Origin of the sequence: Sphingobacterium sp. JUb20 (assembly GCF_004342035.1) — a bacterium.
Classification (GTDB): Bacteria; Bacteroidota; Bacteroidia; order Sphingobacteriales; family Sphingobacteriaceae; genus Sphingobacterium; species Sphingobacterium anhuiense.
This window is the reverse complement of sequence record NZ_SLYV01000001.1, coordinates 313741-339166: the sequence shown is the minus strand read 5'-3', so window position 1 is coordinate 339166 and position 25426 is coordinate 313741. Positions and strand designations below refer to the sequence as shown.

Below are 25426 nucleotides of genomic sequence, written 5' to 3'. Positions count from 1 at the left end.
TATGGGGAAATTGTCCCCATATGTTTTTTAAGTTACTACTAATTTTGATTAATCCGATGGTCAGCACTTAATGCAGGCCCTGCAGGAGACCCAGTTGTCTGAGGACTTTCATATCCTCTCAAACATACTTCTGTACTGGTGTCATCACAAGGAGTAATTTGTTTTGAACCACCGGGCATAGATTCCGTTTTTGATTGTGGAACTGATGGATTAAGATTTTCTAAACTTCCGATGTTTCCAGAAGCATCAATTTTATACCAAAATAAAGGAGGTTCTGTCAATGCAGTTTTTGACTCCTTGTTCCACTCTGCAGCCATCAAAGATGTGCCTGCGATACCCACAGCTACTATAGCCACGAGGTATTTTTTAATTAGTTTTATCATTTTCATGATTTTTAGATTTATAATTTTTTTATTCTTCTATTCCCAAGGGATCGAATTTTCTGTACGGTGCCATCTATCCCACTTATTGAATACCATAAAAACCATTTGGCTGGTAATGCCCTTTCCCCAGATTAGCCTAGAATCCAAGTGCCGATGTATAGCGATTAGCGATTTTCTTATTCACATTTATACTGCCTGCGCAAAGTTTAGTCAGCTTGCATGTATGCCGATTTAATAATCGGTCATCTCAGTATGAAAAGCTGTTAAGTCAAAATTGGGAAGAACTTTTTGCAAATATTTGCGCTTTTAATGCCTAATATTTGTGATTTTGATGCCAAATATTTGCACTTTAATGATATTGTTAGGCTGGTAAAATAATAATGTCGAACTCATTTAGAGATATCGACATTATTTACTTCAAGAATGAAGGACTTTTATTACTTGTTAATAATCTATCAATCATAGTTGCGTTGTTGCTGCCGTAAATACTCACGGCTCATTCCCATGAACTGTGCGAGTTCTATTTGAGTCACATACTCTGTGATATTCGGATACTTTTGCAGTAAAAAAGGGTATTTGTCAATATTTGGCAAATCGCGTAAATGCTGTCTATAATCCAGATAATTTTGCTGTTTGTCCATAAGGCCGATGTAGATCGGTAAAAGATTTGGGTTTTTTGCGTTGATCTCATACAGTTGTTTCCGTGTGGTCATGAAGGTCCTGCAGTCACTCAGTGCGATAAACTGATAATTGTGTCTATGATTGGGGATCATCAGAGACTCGCCGCTAACGGCATACCGTACCGGACATGTTTTTTCATACTTTCCAAATATACCCTCTACAATCAGATACAGCTCGCCCCAGTTATTGGTGAGGTATTCGCCCTTTACGAAGCGGATCTCCTCAAATGCATCCGTTAGTTCGGGGATAGCAGATACCCATTCTGCATGGATATCCTTTAAAAAACTGGCTAAAATCTCTTCTTTACTTTTCCTCATGGCTTAATTTATAATGGTTTTCTGGCTAAAAAAGACCTGTAAAATATAAAATGCTTTGTTATAAAGGGTTATTCAGGGAAAACTAGCCTATATGAGGGGTGAATGGTTCAATACGAGGTATGAATGGTTGCTGAAAGTGCTCTTTATAGCGATTGAAACCATTCACAGTGGCCAATCAACTATGTTTCCCTCAAATCCATATTCATCAAAATCTTCTGCATTTTTGAGTATCAGCTGATGAATTAATGTTTACTATAAAATTTAAAAATTATGAAAAATGACATGCAAACTAGTGATGAAATTTTATTGGAAGGTTACACCTTCTTCGACCTGCTGGATAGAGAACCTATACTAGGGGATATCGATGATGATAAATGCTGGCCGGTATCAATTTAAAGAATTTACCTTTTTACTAATCGATCCATCTGCTGCTGTAGGTGGATCGGTTTTTAATCTGAAGATATGAAGGAACAAGAAAAAAGTAATTTGAAACGTCTGCTATGGCTGGGCAATGTACATAGCTTCTTCCCGGACAGGTCTGCAATGGATTTGCAACAGGGCTATAACCAATGGCTTCATCACAAACAAGCGTTCCAAAAGCTGTATGCTAAAATGGATCTCGCTCGATTAAAGGAAGTGGTGGACAGAGCTCCGCGCGTAGACCTAGAAGCAGGGATCATGCTCACCTTTCACTATGGTCCGTACCGCTTAGTGCCACGATACCTGCTGGCTATGGGTTACAAAGTAACACTTTTGGTATCGGCAGATGTGCTGCTCCGTGAAGAAACTGATTACCGGAGAGAGCTGGCCAGCATGGGGCTGTCTAAAGATTGTTTTGAGTGTTTGGATGCCCAAAATCCAATGGTACTCCGCAAGCTTTGTCAAGCTGTAGAGGCCAAGCGGATGGTCGTGGTATTTTTAGATGCTCATGAGTCCCTGGCAAATAATGCGGATAAGGATCGGGAGGGAAAGTTGCGGATCGCCTTTGGTGCACATTATTTCTATTGGCGGACTAATATGCTGAAGTTAGCCCAACGTCTGGGCATCTCGGTATCTGTCACGCATATGGAAGTGAGACAACAAGGTGACCAACAATCATGGCAAATGCGGATACCTCAAATAGTGCTCAGCACCAGAGATAAAAATCGGCAGGATGCCTTATTAAAAGCGTTTGAGATATTGCAGCAAATTTTTCAAGCGATGATTGCTGGTGACTGGACCGCTTGGGAAAATTGGACACTGTTGCATCGGTATACAGTGGTTAAAAATCAAAATAGAGTTGCTTGTATCAATAGCACTGGTAGTTGGTTAATGCCTTTTACTTTGGGTCAGAAAGCTTATCTATTTGATATAGCTACTAGAGGGTTTTTTGAGATGGTTTGTAAGAATAAATAATATTTTGTAATTTAGGTTAATCATAAACCTTTTTTCCGTAATGTATACACGTATTAAAAATACAACATATCTTTATAATTTATATTATCGCTGTTTGCTATTTATGTCCATTTTTTTTATGGTGATATACATACGCAACATCGGTACATTCACAGGTCAACCAATGTATGTTTTCCCGCTTTTTGTAGCGCCATACCTCCTGTATTTCTGTATATGCTATGCGCTGTTTCATTTAAGTGTGAGCTTTCGTTTAAGACAACTTGCTTGGTTGATTCTTTGCTCGCTATTAGTTTTGGGAAGTTTTTGGGTTGTCAAATCTTATTTTTATAACCTATTACCTGCGATAGGTGTAGTTTTTTATTCGTCCTGGGAGGACCATCACCATTGGGTATTATTGCAGAAAATCGGTCAGGGCTTGTTTATTATTTTGCTATTGATCGGTGTAGACTACTTCTTATTTAAGTGGTTAAAAACGAAAATTAAAAGTACGCGGCTCGAACTTATGATGAGGGACCGGGCGGATAGCAGTTTGCTGTCAGGTCATTTTTTACGTCGGATCTACCAACTGACTGCTAAAGGAAAAAAGAAGGTAGATGTGGAGGTTCTCGATTTCTTTCAAACGATAAGCAACAAGCTGGTGGCGCAAAATGTAAGAGTAGCATTGGAGGAAGAATGGTATTTTGTAAAACGCATGATAGCTTTATGTTATGACCGCCATTTTGAAATTCATGGGGAGGAACATGTATCGCAACAGTTCTGGAACCGCTCTGTTCCATCGTTGTCTCTGTTGACATGGATTGAAAATGCGGTAGCCTATAGCATGGATGGTACAGATAATCCGATTATGCTCACCTGGATCAATCAATCGGATAATCTTGTGCTGGAAATACGGAATACGATTCACACAACAAGTATAAAAAGAGGCACTGGTAATGGGCTGAGATTGGTCAATAGGCTCTACAAATCGTGTAAAAACGATCGCATAGCGCTGGAATATACCATCGAAAATAACACCTATTTTATTGTCAAATTATCATTTTTGAAATAGCATATGCCTAAATATACAATTGTAGTCATTGATGACAATAAAGCGGATGCCGACAGCTTAGTGCAACATCTAAAGGAAATTGATGACGTAGGTCATATTGAGGTCTTTTATGATGGTGTACAGGGAGCAAAGTACCTGCTTAAGAATAAACCGGATATTTTATTTCTGGATATTGAAATGCCGAATATTTCAGGTTTGGAACTTTATACTTTATTGCCGGAAAAGGAGCGGCCTGCACTTGTTTTGGTGAGTGTTCATACGGAATTTGCGTTGGATGGATTTAAATTGGCTGCTGTCGATTATCTGCTGAAGCCGGCCAAATATGCTGATGTCACCAATTCCTTTCTGCGCTGTTTAAAGGTCATGAATGTTTCGGTCAATATCTATACGCAGTACGAGCTGGAATATTACCTGTTTGAAGTGAAAAATGGCTATTCGAAGATTGTTCATTTTAAAAACATCATCTATATTACCAGTGCTGATAATTACGTCGATATCGTGACCCGGGACGAAACGATCACAGCGCGTATTACCATTGGCAGAATCGAAAAAATCATGCCCAAGTCGTATTTTGTACGGATCCACCGTGGATTTATTGTCAATTTTAGATTCGCAGTTAAAGTGAAAAAAAGTACACTGATTCTATCTGAGGGTCCGGAAACCGAACTGCCGATCAGCAAGAGTCGCAAAATCAATATCAGCGGCTATGATAAATTGGAATAAACGGTCTATTCTTTTATAAATCTAATTATATAACTATGCGTAAAAATCGCTATTTAAGGGGCTTTCTCATAAGCCCGGGGTATTCCTATGCCCAAAAATTAATCTTGTTGGAGCTCCTAGCTACCAAGCGTAAGTTGGCCAGCTATCTTGATCTCCGGGAGCAGATGGAGGAGGACAATACGCCGCTGCGGGATGCGGACTATGTTAAATCTTACGTGGGTATTTCAACAGAAACGCTCTACCGTCTGCAACGGGACGGGTATATCTGCGTTGCCAAACGCACCCGAAACAAACGCTATTACCGCGATGTAGATGTGGAGCGTCTGCGGAATAGCTACCGTGGATAGCTGTAAGGGATCGCCTGATCTTTTGCTATTTTGAACTACATTATGTAATTCGTCTCTCTTTTTTTGAGGGACGAATTTCTTGAAAATTGCACCCATCTTTCAGAGTGACTTGATTCTTATTTTATTATAACCAACTTCTGCTTTTACTTCAGTTTTCTTCGACCTGGCTTCGGGATTTCATCGGCGGGCATGCATGAAATCTCGAAGCGCACCCGAGGCCGAGCCGATAAAAAGGTGGAATTGGTTAGGAATTAATTACCTGTTAATGTCTCATTTTTTTAAGTGAATTTTGCGGTGGTTTTAGCGATACTTTTTGTTCACATCGGCAACGTGTCGGTCAAAAATCCGATGCTGATCGGTCACGTATCGGTCTTTCGTTGTGTATCTATTTGTAATTGTTTTTTAGTGTTTTATGTTTGTTATGTCAATCGATAGTACCGGTATAAAACGAGGTTGATTTTAATTTAAAAAAATATGGGAACAATCGTAAATGGAGCAAATGGAGGTTTTAAAGGTAAAGCCGGCTCAGTAATAGGAAGTAGTTGGAAAAGTATCAATTACATCAAGGGACTTTATAAAAAGAGATCAAAGCCCGCTTCAGAGTTGCAGATGATGCAACAGGAAAAATTTAGAACATTGATGCGGTTTCTGCTTCCCATCAATATGTTTTTGAAAATTGGTTTTGGACGTAAAAATACGGAACGTTTAACTCCGATCAATGCGGCTTTTCAGTTTAATCTGAAGCAAGCTATCACGGGTACGTATCCGGCCTATGCGTTGGATTACTCCAAGGTCAGCATTTCGGATGGTACTTTATATGGCGGTGGCACAGTGTCCGTAGCGCACGCCGCAGGTGAGCTTACTTTTACCTGGGATCCGACTGCCAATGATACTTTTGAGACTTTTGGTGATGATATGGTCTTCGTGCTGGCTTATCATCCGGAAAAAGATGAGTTCATGTCTTCACCGGCTCCGAGTACACGGGCAAGTGGGGAGATCAGCTTTATTATTTCAGAACATCTTCAAGTAGGTATCGTACATACCTGGATGTTTTTAACCAATAGATCTAAAACTAGAGTATCAAAAAGTGTATACCTGGGAGAGGTATTACTTAACTAATTAAAACCCCGGGTCAGGCCTGTCCGGTCTGACCCTTTTTTCTAAGGTATTTAAAATTATGGCAAAAAGAATCGTTAGTCCTGCGCAGGAGAGCGTAAGGACTGCATTTAAAATGGCTGTTGCTTTTTTGACTCCGTTGAAAGGGGTGATCAAAAAAGGTTTTGCCGAAAAGGCTAGACGTAAAAAATCGGTTGCGTCAGCTTTGGCACTCGGGCATGTGCTGCATACCGCAATAAAAATAACGGATGGTAAGCCTCAGGTTGATCCGTCAGAGGTGATGTTAAGCGAGGGTGCACTGGCACCTATTCGGGTAGAGCAGATCGAACGTTCTTCCGACCGTATCGAAGTGCTGCACAACTGGTTTCCTTCAGACTTTAGTGCTGGAGATGATTGCCTTACGCTTTGTGCTTATCAGCTGGACAAAGGTTATGCTTTTGTGAATCAGCAGATCTGGCACCGACAGGAAGGAAAGATAATCGTTCAGTTGCCAAAAGGTTTTCAGGACGACAGCCTACATCTATATCTCATGGCTAGTGACCGTTCGGGAAGCAAATATTCCCGTTCGCAATATTTAGGGTATTCAACAAAATGAAAACAAAACATATCCTGCTGCTCCAACGGATTTATGGAGCTAAGGGAACAAATGGAACCATTACATACAAAGGCGAGGTTATCTGCCATACCATCGAATTGCCAGATCGTAATAATATCCCTCGCATAAGCTGTATCCCCATAGGTCAATATAAACTGGAGAAGCGGCGTTATCCAAAACATGGGGAACAGATCGGTATTCCGCATGTATTAGGACGAGAAGCGATCCTGATCCATGCTGCAAATGATGCGCTAAAGGAGCTTTTAGGGTGTATCGCTCCAGTCACAACTTTAACTGGTGAAGGTAAAGGTGATTTCAGCGGAAAAGCATTGGCGAAGTTAAAGGCTTTAGTCTATGAAATGTGGGACAAAGGGGAAGAGGTGGATTTGGTGATTAAGTAACGGAGGAAGTGTCGCTCGAGCCGCGACGGGCTTTTACTTTTTGTCTTGACACAAAAAGTAATCAAAAGCCGACCGGAGGGAGACCATGGATACCGAAAAAATAAACATTAATCCATAACATCAAGGCTGCATTCCTTTTTGCTATTTCACCTTGAATAGGCTAAATGAATTTAAACTCGTTTCACTCAGACAGAAATTCATTTTTAACGCCTCTTTTTCGGTGCAATTACGCAGTCGGAACGTTAGACCTTTCGGTTAAGCCTGCGGCTCTCTGGAGTAACCAGTGACGGAGTAACGAAGTGATTAGTGACTTTGTAACCTACTAACTCTCTCACTATATAGCCTTTTAACAATTAAAAACATGAAAAAGATAATTCAAAAAATAAGTGCGGCGCTGCAAGTGGTCTTGCTGGCGCCGATTAAATTGCCGGGAAAGGCATTAAATATTATTAAATACATTGCTCTGGGACTTGGTGTGGTGGAGACTGTGCTGGAGGATAAAGACAATAAAGGAGTGGAGGAAGACCCGCCAACAGCAGACGGTCTCCTACCTAATCAAGATAAGGAGGTACAGGATGAAATCCAATGATATCCGTATCGGTACCTTAGGCGGAACACTCTGTTCGATATGGGCGAGCTTTTCGCTGGGTGATGTCCTGCAAACAGCACTGATGGCTATAGTCGGGACAGTCGTGAGTTATGTGACCAGCAGGCTCTTGGGAAGAATGAGGAAAAAGTAATAAGAAAAGGCTTATCTGTTGTCGGATAAGCCTTTTTTAGTAAGGGTTGTTGAATACTTCATTCTGAAGTAGATTTCCTATTCCAGCAAATGTAGATTATGATTTGATCCTGTTGTTGTAAACACAAATCATATTACTATAATATTAAAAACTGTATTAAAATATACCCGATCTGTATAAGTAGAACGGGTATAGAAAAATTTACTTCGTACAGGGATCAGACTGATTGAACTTATCTCGGGAAGCGAGTTTCCTTTGATCTCCAGTGCCTTTAATTGAATTTGCAATGCCGCATCACCGATCGCCTGTTTGTGAACTGTCGTTGTAACGGCTTAAAAATTCTTTTACAAATTCATCATCATGAAGATGTTGATAATCGCGATAGACACGGTCAATTTCTTCTTTTTGACCTATTGAAAGTTTTTCATTGATATTTAGACACCATATACCTTTCATAAGGCCCTGTCTTCTCAAGACTTCATGTATTCCAGGTATGCAACCATGAAATTGATGAGCTGGATCAAAAAAAGCAGCATTGCTATCTGTTACTGCTATAGCTTTGGATAGTAATGCACTTTCAGTCGCTAATTTCTTATTATTTTTGTACATTTTTATCTCAGCCAGGAGTTCAACAGCTTTTTTAGTCCATACAGCCCAATGTCCTAGAAGTCCACCTTTAAATTCGATCTCAACTATTTCATTGTTTACGGGAAATTGATAGGTCGTCATCAGGTCAACGATAATATTGTCGTCATTTCCAGTGTACATAGCGATGTCATTTTTTCTTGTTGAGTTAGCGATTGCACGCATTACGTCTAAGGTCTGATATCGATTGAAAGAAGCACATTTTATCGCGACAACATTGGGTATTTCAACAAATTTCTGCCAAAATTCATAACTAAAAACCTGACCACCTACCGATGGTTGCAGATAAAAACCAAAAACTGGAATTTCAGCTGCTACTGCACGAGTACGATCCAGAATTTCATTTTCACTCCATCCTTGAAGCCCGCCCATACTGAGTAATCCAATGTCATATTTGTGTTTGATTGCAATACGGACTTCTTCTAAAGCTTGCTGTGTAGGGCCACATATGCCCGCTATTTTAAGAAATGGTCGTTGTAAATTTGCCTTTTCAATTTCTTGGCTAGCTAATTTTAATACAGTTTCAAAAAGATTGATTTCCGGATCTCGAATTTCAAATTGCGTAGAATGTACTGCTACAGCAATTCCGCCAGCGCCACTTTGTATGTAATAATTTGTGAGTAATCTTTGCCTCTCTACATCGATTGTTCTGTCTTCATGCAAGGCTAATGGATGTGCAGGTATGACTGTTCCTGAATGTAAATGTTTATGTAAGTTGATATCAAGATGTTTCATTAGAATTTTCCTCCTCTTTCTTGAAAATGAGTTTCTTTATTAAAAAGTTCTCCTCCTTGTTGAAGCCACTGTGCCGTTATTTCAATGGCTTCCCGTATGGTCGTTCGTGGATATCCGAATAATTTATGGCATTCGGATGCATTGTTGAGGAGGGCGGTTCCGGCGCTTTCGTTAATAAAGGCAGGAGTCTTTTCTAGAAGCTCTCCAAATCGTTCTGCAATCCATTTTACGGATAGTGTTTCTGGTCCAGTTACATTTAATATTTTAGCAGGACTTGAGCAATGTAGTAAAGCACGTAGGGCAATCTCATTGGCATCTCCTTGCCAAATCACATTTACATTTTCTGTGGTTAGATCGATAGGCGTAGCAGATAGAACCGACTTCGCAATTTCGACTAATACTCCATAACGAAAATCTACAGCATAATTGAGCCGATACATCAATATATCTGTTTGATTCTTTTTGGAAAAATGTTGAAATATTCGTTCGCGACCCAAACAGGATTGGGCATATTCCCCTATAGGTTCAGGAGTAAGTTCTTCTGAAGCTCCACCTGCTGTTACCGGTACAAAAGGAAGTACATTTCCAGAGGAGAATGCGACAATTCGGGAATTTTTGAAATGTTCTGCTACCATGCCCGGAAGATAGGTATTCATAGCCCAGGTAAAATCTTCACGACCAGTTGTGCCAAACTTATGGCCGGCCAAATAGATGATGTTGTGTACTTGTGGCAATTGTTGTAACTCATGTGAATTTAATAAATCACATGAAATGGTTTCAATACCTATTTGCTCCAATTGAGTTTTTACATTACTGTCCGAAAATCTAGAGACCCCAATGACGCGTTTATTTATTCCTGCCTCTTTAATAGCGCGTACGGCTAATTTCCCCATACTAGGTCCCATCTTTCCACCAATACCCAAAAGCATGATATCACCCTCTATTTTTTTTATATCAGCGACTAAAGAAGCTGAAGGAGCTAAGATTTGATCTTCTAATTCGATTAAGTTATTGTTCATTTTATTTAGTTTATTAAATTGATAAAATTACTGAAGGCCAAACCAATGATGAGGAGAAGGCCAAGTGCCCCCCAAATTTTTGTACTGGTCGAGTTTACATGCTCTTTCATAATTGCTTTATCATTTCCAATGAGGTACATGGTAATGCCGATAAAAGGAACAAGGAATATCGTAATACTCTGTGCAAATACAATAAGTTCTAAAGGCAAGCTGCCAAATATCAGAGCAATAGCAGATCCTGCAATCATAACGAAGGAGATAAAGAGCTTAACCATCTTATTGTTAAGATTGCTGCTGTATCCGAATGTATCACCAAGTAGGGAGCCCCCCAATACCGCGTTACCGATAAGTGAGGAAAAAGATGCACCAAACAAACCGATAAAAAATAGGTGAGAAGCATAATCTCCAAAGAGTGGTTCTAGGGCTCTTCCCATTTCACTGGCAGAAGTTACTTTTATACCTTGAGGATGCAAGATATTTGCCGCACAAATAAGTACACCTGTGCTCATAATACCCAAGATGATAATACCAACACGACTTCCTACCTTTTCTGTTCCATCTTGATTATTAGTGTTCGTTAGTTTCTTCCTTTCTTGAACAAGATAGGCTTGATAGAAAGCACCAACAAGAGAAAAACAGGATGCTGTAAAAGCAATAATGAGCCCAACTGAACCTGAAGGTACCGTGGGAATTAATCCTTTTGTCATTTCCAGAAAATTTGGCTGGACTAAGATTGCGGTAGTTAGAAATGAGAATAGCATCACAATGATCAATACCAGCATCAGCTTTTCAAGAACTTTGTAAAATGATCTAAAAAATAGAAGCAAGATTCCAATAACATTAAAGACAATAATCCAAATTTTCGGATTGGTGCCGGATGCTTCTCCTATAGATATAGCTACTCCCGTAGAATTTCCCGATTGAAAGGATGTTGCTACCAAAAAAATCCCTAATCCGATTACGATAGATACCGGTTTCCCGAATTTTTTCCGAATGAGTGTGAGTAAAGAATCTTGATTTTGTGCTCCTATACGAGCTCCCATTGTTGTGAAAACCATCATGAAACATATGGCTACAATAATGACCCATAGTAGGTCATATTTATAATCTGCACCCATTTTGGAGGTTATGGTCATTTTACTTGGGCCAAAAACAAGAGCTGCAGTAATAATACCCGGGCCTAATATGGAGAGCCAGTTTGTCTTTGATTTCTTATTTGTGATTGTTTCCATGATATATTATCGGTTAGATTGAACAGAATTAGCGTTTACAGAAGCCGCTTGATTGCTAAAATGAGTTCTGATATAAGTTGCGATTGATGCTATTTCTTCATTTTTAAGAAATGAAAAAGAGGGCATTGCACCTTCATACTTAGTGCCATTTATCTCCTTTTTAGACAATCCATTAAGTATTGTTTTTATTAAGATCTGCTCAGATCCATTTACCATGGCAGATCTGGAAAGTGGCGGAAAAGAAGGGGCAAGTCCCTCTCCATTTTCCTTGTGGCAAGATCCACAATATGCTTTATATAATTCTTTTCCGCTTTTTGCAATTTTGGCTTCAGGTTTTGTCGGTAAGATTGGAGCTTTTGAAAGTATGTTTGTCGGATGGAGACGATAAATAATATCGTCTTTTAATCTAGGAAACCCTGGTTGCGGATTCCAATCTCTATTACTCGTTGAAAAATATACATCTCCATTAGGGACAACAAGTACTGAACGAAGTCTGCCGAGGTATTTTGAAAATAAAATATGTTCATCAGTAATTTGAGTTCCATCTTCTGAAAGTTTCAAGATACGGAGTGATTGATCCTTTAGTGTTGTTAGTAAAAGGGTATTGGTCCATTCGGGTATCGTATTGCTACCGTAATATGCTAGACCAGCTGGAGCAATGACAGGTGTCCAAGATCGGATAGGTTCTGTTCTTGAGGAATGTGAAGCAATTTTTATCTCGGCATCTGTGTCGTGCATTCCCTCAATTTGTGGCCATCCATAATTATGCATAGGTTGAATCCAATTGATTTCGTCTTCGATAGCGTCCCCATGTTCAGAAGTATAGACTTTTCCTGATGATGATTGTGTAAGTCCTTGCATATTGCGAAATCCCCAAGCATAGACGTAGCTATGAGGAATAGGATTATTAGTAGGAATAGAACCGTCAATATTTAATCGCAGAATTTTACCATTCATAGCAGTGCTATCTTGAGCGAAAGTGTCACTAGCAGCATCTCCAGTAGCCCACAACACTTTTTGATCGTTGGAAATAATAATACGAGAACCATTATGACCTGTACTACCCGGTATCCGGAGTAAAGTTTTAGGATTGATTGGTTTATTATTGTATTCATAGCGCACCAGATTGGAGTAGATACTATCCCCAAGCATGCTCGTGTAAGAAACAAAAAGGTAAGCCGGTCCATTTTTGGGCTGATATAACGCCATACCTAATAATCCTAATGTTCGCTTATGATATACATCAGGGATCTGTAGTAGTGTTTCTATTTGACGTGTCTCTAAATCCAATCTTTTGATTTTACCAGCTATTTCAGAAAAAACAATAGATCTACTTTTTTTATCGTATTGCAAGTCCCAAGGGACGTCAAGGCTGTCCGCTTCGATGGTAAGCGCCAAAGAAGTTTTATCTAATTTGACAAATTCAGCATTTTCAGGAAGTTGTTCACGATTCTGGCAAGCATTAAAAAACAAACCAAAGGCAAGTGCGAACACGATTAAATCATTTCTTCTAAACATGGATTAATAATTTGGTTTATGTGCATCTCAGATTTTAATTGATTTTTGATGCGCTGATTCAAATGTAGAAATTCTGTAGCGAAGTTGCAATAAAAAATGTATACAAAATTAAGTTTATATAGATTACATTTTTAAAAACAAGCTTCTGGCCATTAAAATCCAATATTTTAATTGTTTGTATCATCTTTCGGTAATCACAACTTGTTCTGTATCAAAAAAAATATTTTTTTTGTTTACAAAAGTTTTATATAATTGTATACATAATTATGAAAACAACTGTTGCGACGATACCTAGCGTAACCGAAATTATAGAGTTTTACCGAGATCAATATCTCAGATAGTTAATTGCCAATTAAGTCTTGAAAAAGAAATACATATGTAGTAACATCAATCCATGAAGCATAAATGGATCGGTGTAAAGATGAATAAATCAGCGCATTTGAACGCTATAGAATAGATTTTATCATCACTTAGTCGAATTCAGTGCTAATATTTAAAATGTTTACAATTATAAACCAAGATAAATAATGAAAACACACATCAACCGAAACAGGCTTTGGGGTAAGGCAAAATCAGGTCTTCTCCTTGTCCCTGTCATTAATTTTCTGGCAGTGCTTCCTCTTTCTTCAACGGCCTTGGAGAATCGAGAAATCTCTTTGTCTCTTCTAGCCAAACAGGATATGATTAATGGCCGAATAGTAGATCCCAACGGGAATGCACTTGCAGGTGTAGAAATTAAGAATTTGACGACAGGGTACGTTTCATCTTCAGCTGGAGATGGCTCATATGTTATCAAGGGGAGTAAAACTGATAAACTGCAGTTTAGACTTATTGGATTTACTAGTCAAGTCCTAAGAGCCAACGAAGCGGCTTCAGTTACTTTGATTTCTTCTGTAGAAGCCTTAGATGAGGTTGTAGTTGTGGGCTATGGAACCCAGAAAAAGGCTAATTTGACAGGAGCTGTTTCTTCTGTTCAATTTAATGAATCCACTACAAGTAGGCCGACCATGAATTTATCATCAGCATTAGTGGGCATGAGTTCCGGTTTGAATATATCGCAGACTTCCGCTGCTCCAGGTGCTGAGGGATTTAATGTCCTGGTAAGGGGTAAGGGGACCATGAATGATGCATCTCCTTTGGTTATTATTGATGGTGTTCCAGGTGCGTTAAATGATGTTAATCCTAATGATGTAGAAAACGTTTCCATACTTAAAGATGCTTCTTCTTCCGCTATTTATGGATCAAGAGCAGCGAATGGGGTTATTCTTGTAACGACAAAAAGAGGAAAGGAAGATAAGTTTACTGTTACCTATAGTGGCTACGCAGGACGGCAGTCAGCGTCTAAAAATATCGGATTTATCACCGATATGGCTACACATATGGAATTGGTTAATGAATCTGAAGGTCGTGAGAAATATCCAAATACGCTTATTGAAGAGTGGCGTAGAGAGTCTGCAGCAGGAAATCCGCTTTATCCTAATACGGATTGGTACGATGAAATGTTAAAAAGCTCTATGTTAACAGAACATAATCTATCTGTTCGTGGAGGAGGACAGAAGGGCAGTTTTGCGATGTCATTGGGATATCTCGATAATAAGGGAATTATTGATAACTCAAATTTTAAAAGATACAATTTTCGAATTAATGCAGATTCGAAAATAAAAAACTTCCTCACCCTGGGAGGGAACGTTTTTGGATCGTGGTCAGATCGTGGGCCGGTAGATGTCTCTAGTTTCTTTTCGAGTATCCGCAATACTACACCAGGAGTGATTCCGGTATATGAAGATGGTCGATATGGAGGTGAGATGTTTAAAGGTTTACCTGCAGGATCAAATCCTAGAGCTTATGTAGATAATACAAGAGGGAATTACGAAAAGCAACGTTTGGGATTAAAGTTTTTTGGTATCGTTAATATATTGAAAAATTTAGAATGGGAGAGTAGCTTTGGTTTTAATTATGGGAATAATCGAGATTGGGAATATGTACGTCCCTACTCTCTTTGGAATTTCCAGACTGATTTTGAATATCAAAAGAAACCGAGTGTCAATAGTCTGTTCAATGGAAGCCGTCGCGATTATTCAACGGTGTTGAATACGCTTATGCGTTATAGAGAAACTTTCAATGAAAGCCACAATCTTGCGGTGTTATTTGGTTTCGATCAGCAATATAATCGTATGGATAAATTTGATGCGAAGAAGAATGATATCTTAGGTGATGATGCGATCTATATTCTTGACGCAGGAGCTAATCTTGAAGCTATAAATGGTTCAGGAACAGACGATGCTCTTCAATCTTATTTTGGACGTGTTAATTATGATTATAAAGGAAAGTATTTATTCGAAGCTAATGCACGGTATGATGGTTCCTCGAGGTTTGCAAAAGAGAATCGATGGGGTTTCTTTCCTTCTTTTTCTGCCGGCTGGAGAGTTTTGGAAGAATCGTTTGCACAAGGATTGAAAAGTACATTCAGCGATATAAAAATAAGAGGATCCTGGGGACGTTTAGGAAATAATCGAATTGGAGACTACACATATCAAGTTGTTTATGGGTCTTACCTTTATCCATTTGGAGGTCAATTGCAGCAAGGTGTCGCTCCAAAGGAGCTCGCCAATAGTAAGATTAAATGGGAGACTACGACGATCACGAATGTTGGTGTTGACTTGGCCTTGTTAAAAAATCGATTAACTTTAACTGTGGAGTACTTTGATAAAACAACTAGTGATATCTTAACTAAAATTCCGATTCCACTTGTGTTAGGTAATTTTTCACCACCATGGCAAAATATTGCCGAAATGAAAAACAAGGGAATGGAGTTTCAGTTAGGGTACCAAGGTAAGATCGGTCGGGATTTAACTTATCATATTGCAGGTAACCTGTCTACAGTAAATAATAAAGTAACCAAGTTTAATGGTTCAAAATCTATAAATGCAGCGACTATTACACAGGAAAATAATGCCTTCAATAGTTATTATCTCTTAGAGTTTGATCGGATTATCCAGGACCAGGCCGAAATAGATCAGTTGCTGGCCGATGGTTACACTTTTGGTACTTATGTGGGAGGTGTTCCAAAGCCAGGGGATATGCTTTACAAGGATACCAATGGGGATAAGATCTTTAATGATCAAGACCGGGTGGTAAAAGCGTATTCTGCATTACCAAAAATCACCTATGGATTAAATATGAATGTGGGTTACAAAGGTTTTGATCTCAGTGTTATTGGTCAGGGAACCGGAGGAGTAAAGGAATATTGGGGCAATGATGGTTTTAATACGTTCAATATCAATGAAGGATTCTTGCAACGCGAAGAAATTTTAAACCGTTGGACACCTGAAAATAAATCAAAAGAATATCCAAGGTTACTAAATTCAGGATCAGCTTTAAATACGATGTATAGTGATTATTGGTTGTACAATACCTCTTATTTCAGAATTAAATCACTTCAGTTAGGATATGCTTTACCCCAAGCGATGACTTCTAAATTTAAAGTAGATAGATTAAGGGTTTATGCAAATCTTGAGAATTATTTCACGTTCACAACTTTTAAAGGATACAACCCTGAGAATGCCAGTGTCTCCTATCCATTAATGAAGCAGTGGGTGGTTGGTTTAAATGTTACATTTTAATAGAAAAGTCATGATTAAAAAAATTAGCAAAATAATATTAGCCTCATTGTCTATCTGTTTTCTTAGTTCTTGTGATGATTTTCTGGATCGAAATTCATTAGTAGGTTTATCAGAAGGCAATTTCTGGAAATCAGAAAAAGACGCGGTAATGGGTGTTGATGCTATTTATCACGCCAATCGTGAGTTTACAAATAGCATCGTTATGTATGGAATGATGGATGATTTTACTGATATCTCTTATCAGTCATTTGCTACCGGTTTGACAACCGGAGTGTTTCCTGCAAATGCATCATTTTACTCGACTTCATGGGGTATCTTTTTTAAAGGGATCTATCGTGCTAATACGGCACTGAAAAATATACCGGGCATCCAGATGAGCGAAGAAACTAAAAATCGTACGCTAGGAGAGTCGAAGTTTTTTAGGAGTTATTTCTATTTCAAGTTATGGGATTATTTTGGGGCTGTACCTCTTTACGATTATCCTATGAATGTAGATGAATCATACAAAGCACGAAATAGTGAAAAGGAAGTTTATGATTTTATTGTTAAGGATATGACAGATGCCTATCAGCTTTTACCAGCAAGTTATGGTCAGTCAAGCAAAGGGCGTATTACAAAATGGGCAGCATTAGCGATGCGTGGAAAGGCGCATCTGTGGGCTAAAGAGTATGAAAAAGCCGCAGCAGATTTTAAAGAGTTGATGCAAAAAAGTGATAGAACATTAGTAAGTGACTACCATAACTTATTTCGTGTAGCTGGAAATAATAATAGTGAAGTTATCTTTGATGTACAGTATATTGCCGAGCAGGGAAATGGTTTAGCAACCGATAGAAACTACGGTAATGCCAGGGGGGCGACTTCTGGTTCTCAGCGTACACGCCCAACACCTGCATTAATAAATGCTTATGAAATGAAAGACGGTACTCCATTTGACTTTAAGAATTTTAGGAATGCACAGGGAACGACTTTTAATCCTGACAATCCTGCCGATTGGACAGATGAATCTTCAGTGAGAAAGCTCTTTGAAAACAGAGATCTCCGTTTACAGAAGTCTGTAGTTTTACCGTGGTCAACCTTTGTCGGTAAAGGTGGGGTGGAATATTTATATAAATTCCCTGTGGTGACTTCTGATCCTCAGGCTTATGTGCCTGTTTGGACAGCTGGTAGTTATGCTTGGCGAAAATTTGTAGAAACAGGTTCGGTATATGTATTACAAGACAATATGCCTCAAAACTTTCCGCTCATACGCTTGGCAGATGTGATGTTGATGTATGCTGAAGCTCAAAATGAAAGTGCTGGAGCTGATCAGAGCGTCTACGACGCAGTTGATGCTGTTCGTAATCGTGCAAATATGCCTGCTCTTTCAAAAGGATTAAATAAAGAGCAAATGCGCGAAAAAATTCGACATGAGCGTATGATTGAGTTGTGTGGAGAGGGGCAGCGTTATTCTGATATCCGAAGATGGAAGATCGCTAAAGGTGTCGTTGATGGTGTATGGATGACAGAATTTACAGGAGTTAAAATCAGACAAAGAGGTTTCCCCGATCATTATTATTTATGGCCAATACCGCAATCAGAGAGGGATGTCAATCCTGCTTTAACTCAAAATCCGGGTTGGGAATAAGTATTACTGCCCAGATATTTGCATGTTAGATGCAGATCAGAAGTTTTAATTTATTAGTGATTTTATAAGAAGATGTTTAATAGGTTTATTTTAATAGTTTCCCTGATTTTATCTAGTTTGTTTTCATTGGGGCAAGAAAAAGCGGGTTCGGTTATCTTGTTGCAATACGGGAAAGTAAATAAGAAGACAACTGTCGTACGTAAAGTTGAAGGTCAGCTTGGTGTGTGCTTAAATGCAGCCGGACATAATAGTTATCAAAAAGGTATGGCGGATGTAGAAGTTGACATTCAAGTTGACCAGCCGGGAATATATGTACTGGAGACGGAGTCGCAGCCCGTAAATATGGAATTATTGAAGAAACAGGATACAACAGGTTTGTTAACCGCTTATGCTTATTTTCAAATTGGAGCTGCTCGACTAACAAAACGTATTGTCTATGATCGTTATAATGCTGGTAAGCAGGTGCTGGGTAAATTTGAAATCACCGAAAAGAAACAAAAATTAAAGATCTGGCTCCCTGCTCAAGTATTGGTGAGTACGATTGCAATAAGGCCATATGTTCCACCTGTTGCACCATTGGCTGCGGAGCAGTATAAACCTAAGATAGTTCCAAGTGCCGAAAGACCGCGATTATGGGTTAATAAAGAGAGTCTGCCTATAGTGAAAAGTAGATTGTTAGCTGCAGAGAATAAGGTTGCCTGGGAAGCTGTGAAAGCAGCTTCCCTAAAACCGTATCCTATGGAATTTGATCGCAGCAAAGAAGTTTTTTATGATGAAAAATTGGAACAGGTTATCGAGCAGAAAGCATTCTATTATTTAATGACCCAAGATGTCTCTGTTGGTAGAGAAGCCGTTGATTTAGTGACAAAGTATCTCTCTGTATTGGAATTTGGAAATGTGACACATGGAGATATAACCAGAGAATTGGGAAGGGCGATCTATACAGGGGCATTAGTCTATGATTGGTGTTACCCTTTAATCGATACACAGACCAAAACTGCATTAAGATTAGACTTTAAACGGTTGGTGCGCGATATGGAAATTGGTTGGCCACCTTTTTATGGTCTGGAAAGTATCATCAATGGGCATGGTAATGAAGCGCAGATATGCAGAGATATGTTGTCTTGGAGTTTAGCTGTATATGATGAAGATCCAGAACCTTATAAGTATATCTCATATACTATTTTAGAGCAATTGGTACCGATGCGCAAATTTGAATATCAATCACCACGTCATAATCAAGGTGTTGATTATGGAGGATATCGGTTTGGATGGGAAATGCATGCCGTGTGGTTATATTACCGTATGTTGGGTTATTCTGTTTTTGATGATAATATAAAAAATATGAGTGACTATTGGCTCTATATGCGTACACCAGATGGAAAAATGCTTCGAGATGGTGATATGTTTAATGTAAAATATTCGGCGAGCGATGAATTCTATTGGAAAAACCCGCAGACGATGCTATTGTGTTATGCTTTTTCCGGAAATAGGATTATTAAAGGTGAGTTTTATAAACAAGGAGGGTTGCCTAATAATCCCATTCTGTTTTTACTGCTGAACGATCCCGATGTAAAGCCTGAGTATGATCAGACTACCCTTCCGCTAGCTAAAGACTTTGGCCCAGTTTTAGGGAGTATGGTTGTGCGTACGGGATGGAATCAAGAGCCTAGCAGTGATGATGTGGTTGCTGAAATAAAAGGAGGTGGTTATCATTTTGGTAATCATCAACATGCTGATGCAGGTGCGTTGCAGATTTATTATCGCGGTATACAAGTTGGTGATTTGGGTTTGTACCTGTCTTATGGATCCCCTTATGACTTTAATTTTAATAAACGTTCTGTATCTCACAGTATGATGATGGCAGTGGATCCTAATGAGAAGTTGTTGTTTAGAACCAAGACAAATGATGGTGGTACACGGTTCAGTCAAAGGTTTCCGAAAACTCCCGAAGAAACGCAAAAAGATCCCTGGTTCAATGTTGGATTTGTTCGGTCAGCAGCATTAGGAGATGTTGCTAAAAAAATAGGATTTAGTTATTATAACATGGATTTAACAGCTGCTTATACAGCAAAGATGACGTCCTACTCCAGAGGTTTTCTTTTTTTGAATCTGGAACGCAAGGATGTGCCGGCTGCGATTATTCTGACCGATGATATGCTGGTACAAGATGCAACGTTTAAAAAATATTGGCAAATTAATACATTAAATGCGCCAATTGAAGAACAAGGAAGGTTGGTCTTGAAAAGTGAATTGAAAGGTAAAGTAGGGAAGACCTATGTTGATATGTTGTTGCCAAAAAAAGAAGACCGTACCCTTGAGATATTGGGGGGTAAAGAGTCCAGTCATGTTTTTGGAGCAGCATATGAAGTGAATTCGAAATGGCCAGAAGCAAGTGGTTATCGTATTATGTATGCTCCTAAACAAAGTAATAAAGCAGATCAGTTTTTAACTATATTTCAAATGGTTGATGGGGATGCGCAACCATTGAAGGTAGCATACGAAGAGTTCAGTAACTATTATTTGCTTCATGTAGCAGATAAGATTGTCTATATATCAAAAGGAAAGAATCTTCTTGATGAAATTATTCATCTCCAGATTCCAGCAGGAGAGGAAAAAGAAGTGATTTTTGCCGGAGTGAAAGAAGGCTTTTGGAATGTAAGCAGTAAAGACTTAGCTGTAAATTTTAACACGATCGTCGATGCAGGTAAACATGTTTTAAGTTTTAGAACTACGGGTGGAAATTTTACCATCAAGCTAGAGCGCTCCTATGTTGCATCAGAATCAGTTTTGAGTATTAATTAATGCAAATGTAATCAACTATTATATTTTTATAGTGCCATGTAAGAATATATCCAAAGTATGCTGTAATATAGCGGATGTATTCTTATTTTTGAATAAAATTGTATACAAAATGAAGGAAGACTCGTTGTCATATAAAGCGTATCAGGAGATACGTAAGAAAATATTGTCAAATCAACTTGTTGGTGGAGCAAGATTAGTAGAAAGTCTGTGGGCTGAAAAATTAAGCGTTAGTCGGGTGGCTATTCGAGAAGCTTTCATGAGATTGTCGGGTGAGCGATTGGTGGAGTATGGCGAAAAGGGAGGTTGCTTTGTGAAAAAAATGACAGCTGATGATATCAAAGATATTCGTGAACTACGTGAATTATTAGAGGTTGGTGCTCTGAAAATTCTATTTAGCAAAAATAATAAACAGACGATTAAAGAGCTGGAGCTTATCTGTGAAGACTTTACATCTATGGTCGAGAAAGGATATTATGGCGGAGCATGTGAAGCAGATGTTAAATTTCATGAAAAAATAATTGAAGCGACCGGTAATGAGCGGTTATTGCAGATCTATCATAATAGTAATATTCCTTTATTTCATCTCAAGCTAGGAAATGCACTCAGTCATATGGACGACTACAAACAAACCGATGTAGAACATCGCAGAATAGTTGACTATTTGAAAAATGGAAAGTTGAAGGAATCGATCGATACCTTATTGGAACATTTAGATCGGGGAGAAAAAGAGTCTATTGAGTTTTAATAGACTCTTTAGTTCTTTTTTTTATACAATTCCTTTTAAATCAGTTTTATAACTTAATAATTGCCCCTTTTCTGCTTCCGTTATAATAAGCCCTAATTTGTTAATTGGGTCAAATGCACAGTTTGTTGGATTCGCACCCGAGAGTTTAATTTTCTGATCTATATTTCCTTTATGGTCGTATACATGAATCGATGAAGAACCAAATACCGCTACGTAAAGTCGGCCTAATTCATCAAATGCCATTCCGTCTGGTCCTACAGGTCCTCCGGTCTCCGTAAAGACTTCTGGGTTATTCCAAGTTAAGGATTTACTATCCCAATTTCCCTTCCAAATACGTTGTGTTCCAGTTTCTGATAAGTATAAGTGCCGTCCGTCTTTGCTGAAAGCTAAGCCGTTGGGATAAAAACGAATGGTTTCTATTTTGACAAGTTTTCCCATTCTGTTGCGAGCACAGCAATAGCCATCTCCCAGATGTAATTGTTCACCTGAACACGTGAATACCAGATTTTCTAACTCGTCAAACGCAAGGTCATTAGGTAGATTAAGTGCCATCCCGTCTATGTGCGATACAATGGTGTTAACCGTGCTTGTTGCGGGGTTGTACGTTCTGATTTCATTGTTTAGCGAATCACAGAACCATATTAAATCTGTTTGGTCTATAGCTATTCCATTCGGTCGACCACCTACCAAATGGCGTGTTAGTATTCCGTTATTATATTCACTAATACTGCCATTAAGCTGTTCCACGAACCATAATGTTCCTTTTTTATCAAAAGCAGGGCCTTCAGGAAACTGGAGGTCTTCGAGTAAAATGGAATGATTTGCATTTATTTTCATAAAAATTCAAAATATATTTTAAATGTATACATTTTTAGTGTAATTTAGTATACATAATAAGCAATCAATTATAAACATTATAATAACACTAATATCCATTACAACCTAGTGTCTGCTCTTGGAGATTAAAATCTTCTACCTGTTATATGTTGGTTAATTGTTTTGTTTAAGTAAACAGGAATTATAAAATTTACATTCAATATGATCAGATCTAAATCTAACAGTTTATTACTGGAAAATGAAAAATGGATACCCGGAGGAGTGGTTTCCTTGAACAGAAAATCCGAGCCAAATATCTGCTTTGAGAGCGGGAAAGGAAGTCGTGTTCGCGACTTAGATGGTAATGAGTATATCGATTATCAGGCGGGATTTGCAGCTTCTTTTCTAGGACATAATGATCCGGATATTAATCAGGCAGTGACGGCTGTTTTACAGGATAATTCCATTTTAATGGGAGCTGGACCAACCACTCTTGAAGGTGAGTTTGCTTCTTTATTTTGTAAAAGTGTACCAACCGTAGATTGTATTCAGATTACAACAACAGGCTCTGAAGCGACTTATCATGCCATAAGAATAGCACGTGCGGCAACAAAACGCGATCATATTATTGTTATGCAGGGCGGATACAATGGCTGGCATAACGACGTTTCTTGTAATGTCATCAGTACCTTGGAAGATATCGGAGCTCGTGTCTCTCCTGGTGAATATCCTTTTGATTCTTCATCTGCCGGTGTTCCTAAATCTCACAGCTCACTTGTACATATTGTTAATTATAATGATTTAGCATCTATTGCTTATTTAATTAAAAGATACGAAATAGCCTGTATCATTCTCGAGCCTATTTTACAGAACATTGGAATTGTAAAACCTACAGTTGGATATTTAGAAGGTTTACGTAAATTGGCAGATGAGAATGGATTCTTACTTGTATTCGATGAAGTAAAGACCGGTTTTAGACACGCGTTGGGAGGTTATCAATCTCTGTGTGGTATACAGCCGGACCTTTCGACTTTTGGAAAAGCGGTTGCCAACGGTTATCCTTTAGGCGTGATTGCAGGAAAGAAGAAGTATATGGATTATTTTGTACATCCCGAAAAGAAAGAAAGAGTCCTTATTGCGGGAACGTTCAATGCATTTCCATTGACCACAGCGGCGGCAATAGCTACTTTGAAGAAACTAGCTGATCCCATTTGCGATGTTTACGGGCATGTTGAATCTTTAGGTAAAATGATGGAAGAAGGGTTGCGGGATATCTTTACAACGAAAGGTATCACACATTATGTTGCTCGTCAAGGATCCGCATTCTGTGCTTATTTTATGGATCATGCGCCTGTAGATTTTCATGATATTTTGACACATCACGATTTTCAGTTTGATGTAACGTATCGTAAAAAGTTGATTGAAAATGGGATTTTTAATTTCCCTGCAGCGATTAAACAAGGAAGTATATCCTATGCACATTCTATTGCAGATATAGCAGAGACATTGGATAAAACAAAAAAAGTAATTGATCAATTATAACAGCTATAAACCAGAACCTTCAAAAGCATATCTTTTTCAAAAAGTAGAAATTATGCACAAGAAGTTTTTTATCACTACCGAAGTTTTATACGAATACCTGTAACTTAAAGAGCCTGTTTTGAGCTCATGAATTAGGAGTGGGTTATTACTGTATATGATGAAAATAGACTAACACGATATAATTATAAACGAATGAAAATTACAGCTATCGAAACTTATGTGTGTCATGCACGGATGAGGAATTGGATTTTTGTGAAAGTTGTCACCGATCAGCCGGGATTATGGGGATGGGGAGAAGCTACACTTGAATGGCATACAAAAAGTGTTGTAGGAGCGATTGAAGATATCTCGCAGTTGCTTGTTGGCGAAGATCCTAGACGCATAGAGCATCTCTGGCAGATGATGTACCGACAACATTTTTGGCATGGCAACGGTATTGTCAGAGGAACGGCCATCAGTGGTATCGATATTGCACTTTGGGATATTTTAGGTAAAATTCATCAAGTACCGTGTCATGAACTCTGGGGTGGCCGTGTACGCGATCATGTGCGTTTGTATTGCCACCTTGGGGGTGGGAAAATGGAAGATTTCTATGAAACTGCACCTGGAGATGCTAAAAGATTTGGGGAGCTCGCGCAGCAGGCCGTCGAAGAAGGATTTACGGCATTCAAATCAATGGCAGTGCCAGAGACCATGTCGCTAGAAGGTTTACAGCCAATTAAATATGCAGAGGCCTGTGTGCGTGCTATGCGTGAAGCTGTAGGTGATCATATTGACATCATGGTCGACTGTCATGCCCGCCCCAGTCCTAGAATGGGGTTGATGTTTGCTAAGGCACTGGAACCCTACGGACTTTATTTCTTTGAAGAACCCTGCTGGCCAGAAACCATGGATGATATTGCATTGATTCAACGTGCAGTCACGACGCCGATCGCTTCGGGAGAACGTTTGGTCGGTGTACATGCTTTCCGGGAATTACTGGAAAAAAGAGCAGTAAGTGTTATTCAGCCAGACATTACCCATTGTGGCGGTCTTACAGAAGCGCGCCGTATTGCAGCATTGGCCGAAGCTTACCGCGTTTCCATGGCTCCGCATAATCCCCAAGGGCCTGTCAGTACAGCAGCATCACTTGAACTCGGTTTCGCAACTCCTTCTTATATTATTTGCGAAAGTGTACATAATGATGTGGAATGGCGTTCTGACGTTGTTTCGGAAGGCTTTACAGTACAAAAAGAAGGGCGTATTGTGCTTCCAAATACCCGACCGGGATTAGGGATAGAAATTAATGAGGAAGAAGTAAAAAAACATCCATTTAAACAAGAACATCTACAGCGTACATTTTACAAAGATGGCAGTGTAGGCGATTGGTAATAAAA

22 protein-coding genes are annotated in these 25426 nt (G+C 38.9%); 15 read left to right on the top strand and 7 right to left on the bottom strand.

Annotated features, from left to right (window positions below; translation table 11 throughout):
* Positions 1-38: 38 nt before the first annotated feature.
* Positions 39-383, bottom strand: coding sequence for a hypothetical protein (locus EDF66_RS01485; RefSeq protein ID WP_132840026.1), 345 nt, complete (start codon positions 381-383; stop codon positions 39-41).
* A 455-nt stretch (positions 384-838) separates the two neighbouring features.
* The gene (locus tag EDF66_RS01480) at positions 839-1381 is read right to left on the bottom strand and encodes a hypothetical protein (protein ID WP_132840025.1); all 543 of its coding nucleotides are present in this window, start codon (positions 1379-1381) and stop codon (positions 839-841) included.
* Between the two features lie 270 nt (positions 1382-1651).
* On the opposite strand from EDF66_RS01480, the gene EDF66_RS26415 reads away from it, so the two are divergent.
* The 9 genes from EDF66_RS26415 to EDF66_RS01440 all read left to right on the top strand — a co-directional run bounded on the left by EDF66_RS26415 (position 1652) and on the right by EDF66_RS01440 (position 7595).
* A complete protein-coding gene (locus tag EDF66_RS26415; RefSeq protein WP_259192727.1) occupies positions 1652-1777 on the top strand; it encodes a hypothetical protein in 126 nt (41 codons plus the stop codon).
* Positions 1778-2020: 243 nt separating this feature from the next.
* Positions 2021-2776 carry a hypothetical protein gene (locus EDF66_RS01475; protein ID WP_132840023.1) on the top strand — a complete coding sequence of 252 codons (756 nt, stop codon included), beginning with the start codon at positions 2021-2023 and terminating at the stop codon, positions 2774-2776.
* 118 nt (positions 2777-2894) lie between these two features.
* Positions 2895-3824: a hypothetical protein gene (locus EDF66_RS01470; protein WP_132840021.1), complete on the top strand. Its 930-nt coding sequence runs from the start codon at positions 2895-2897 to the stop codon at positions 3822-3824.
* Between the two features lie 3 nt (positions 3825-3827).
* Positions 3828-4547, top strand: a complete 720-nt coding sequence (locus EDF66_RS01465; protein ID WP_132840020.1) for a LytR/AlgR family response regulator transcription factor — start codon at positions 3828-3830, stop codon at positions 4545-4547.
* A 35-nt stretch (positions 4548-4582) separates the two neighbouring features.
* Positions 4583-4894 carry a MerR family transcriptional regulator gene (locus tag EDF66_RS01460; protein ID WP_132840018.1) on the top strand — a complete coding sequence of 104 codons (312 nt, stop codon included), beginning with the start codon at positions 4583-4585 and terminating at the stop codon, positions 4892-4894.
* A 474-nt stretch (positions 4895-5368) separates the two neighbouring features.
* On the top strand, positions 5369-6013 hold the full coding sequence (locus EDF66_RS01455) for a DUF6266 family protein (protein WP_132840016.1): 645 nt from the start codon (positions 5369-5371) through the stop codon (positions 6011-6013).
* A gap of 58 nt (positions 6014-6071) precedes the next feature.
* Complete coding sequence (locus EDF66_RS01450) at positions 6072-6605, top strand: DUF6266 family protein (RefSeq protein ID WP_132840015.1); 534 nt, start codon at positions 6072-6074, stop codon at positions 6603-6605.
* Positions 6602-7006 carry a DUF5675 family protein gene (locus EDF66_RS01445; protein WP_132840013.1) on the top strand — a complete coding sequence of 135 codons (405 nt, stop codon included), beginning with the start codon at positions 6602-6604 and terminating at the stop codon, positions 7004-7006. The genes EDF66_RS01450 and EDF66_RS01445 overlap by 4 nt, the downstream gene beginning before the upstream one ends.
* Before the next feature lie 361 nt (positions 7007-7367).
* Complete coding sequence (locus EDF66_RS01440; RefSeq protein ID WP_132840012.1) at positions 7368-7595, top strand: hypothetical protein; 228 nt, start codon at positions 7368-7370, stop codon at positions 7593-7595.
* 445 nt (positions 7596-8040) lie between these two features.
* Here the strand turns inward: EDF66_RS01440 and EDF66_RS01435 are convergent, their stop codons facing one another.
* From EDF66_RS01435 to EDF66_RS01420, 4 genes are read right to left on the bottom strand one after another with little or no spacing between them, the layout of a single operon-like run.
* The gene (locus EDF66_RS01435; protein WP_132840010.1) at positions 8041-9126 is read right to left on the bottom strand and encodes a dihydrodipicolinate synthase family protein; all 1086 of its coding nucleotides are present in this window, start codon (positions 9124-9126) and stop codon (positions 8041-8043) included.
* Positions 9126-10145, bottom strand: coding sequence for an NAD-dependent epimerase/dehydratase family protein (locus EDF66_RS01430; RefSeq protein WP_132840008.1), 1020 nt, complete (start codon positions 10143-10145; stop codon positions 9126-9128). Before EDF66_RS01430 ends, EDF66_RS01435 begins: the two co-directional genes overlap by 1 nt.
* 5 nt (positions 10146-10150) lie before the next feature.
* Complete coding sequence (locus EDF66_RS01425) at positions 10151-11377, bottom strand: Nramp family divalent metal transporter (RefSeq protein WP_132840007.1); 1227 nt, start codon at positions 11375-11377, stop codon at positions 10151-10153.
* Between the two features lie 6 nt (positions 11378-11383).
* Complete coding sequence (locus EDF66_RS01420; RefSeq protein WP_132840005.1) at positions 11384-12895, bottom strand: PQQ-dependent sugar dehydrogenase; 1512 nt, start codon at positions 12893-12895, stop codon at positions 11384-11386.
* A 527-nt stretch (positions 12896-13422) separates the two neighbouring features.
* Between EDF66_RS01420 and EDF66_RS01415 the strand changes: the two genes are divergently transcribed.
* The 4 genes from EDF66_RS01415 to EDF66_RS01400 all read left to right on the top strand — a co-directional run bounded on the left by EDF66_RS01415 (position 13423) and on the right by EDF66_RS01400 (position 21692).
* On the top strand, positions 13423-16518 hold the full coding sequence (locus EDF66_RS01415; protein WP_132840003.1) for a SusC/RagA family TonB-linked outer membrane protein: 3096 nt from the start codon (positions 13423-13425) through the stop codon (positions 16516-16518).
* A 10-nt stretch (positions 16519-16528) separates the two neighbouring features.
* Complete coding sequence (locus EDF66_RS01410; protein ID WP_165902326.1) at positions 16529-18142, top strand: RagB/SusD family nutrient uptake outer membrane protein; 1614 nt, start codon at positions 16529-16531, stop codon at positions 18140-18142.
* Between the two features lie 72 nt (positions 18143-18214).
* The gene (locus EDF66_RS01405) at positions 18215-20947 is read left to right on the top strand and encodes a hypothetical protein (protein ID WP_132840000.1); all 2733 of its coding nucleotides are present in this window, start codon (positions 18215-18217) and stop codon (positions 20945-20947) included.
* A 109-nt stretch (positions 20948-21056) separates the two neighbouring features.
* The gene (locus tag EDF66_RS01400; RefSeq protein ID WP_132839998.1) at positions 21057-21692 is read left to right on the top strand and encodes a GntR family transcriptional regulator; all 636 of its coding nucleotides are present in this window, start codon (positions 21057-21059) and stop codon (positions 21690-21692) included.
* Positions 21693-21713: 21 nt separating this feature from the next.
* Here the strand turns inward: EDF66_RS01400 and EDF66_RS01395 are convergent, their stop codons facing one another.
* Positions 21714-22529 carry an SMP-30/gluconolactonase/LRE family protein gene (locus tag EDF66_RS01395; protein WP_243655971.1) on the bottom strand — a complete coding sequence of 272 codons (816 nt, stop codon included), beginning with the start codon at positions 22527-22529 and terminating at the stop codon, positions 21714-21716.
* Positions 22530-22730: 201 nt separating this feature from the next.
* Between EDF66_RS01395 and EDF66_RS01390 the strand changes: the two genes are divergently transcribed.
* Positions 22731-24050, top strand: coding sequence for an aspartate aminotransferase family protein (locus tag EDF66_RS01390; RefSeq protein ID WP_132839996.1), 1320 nt, complete (start codon positions 22731-22733; stop codon positions 24048-24050).
* A 192-nt stretch (positions 24051-24242) separates the two neighbouring features.
* Positions 24243-25421, top strand: coding sequence for a galactonate dehydratase (gene dgoD / locus EDF66_RS01385; RefSeq protein WP_132839995.1), 1179 nt, complete (start codon positions 24243-24245; stop codon positions 25419-25421).
* The last annotated feature ends 5 nt before the right edge of the window (positions 25422-25426 follow it).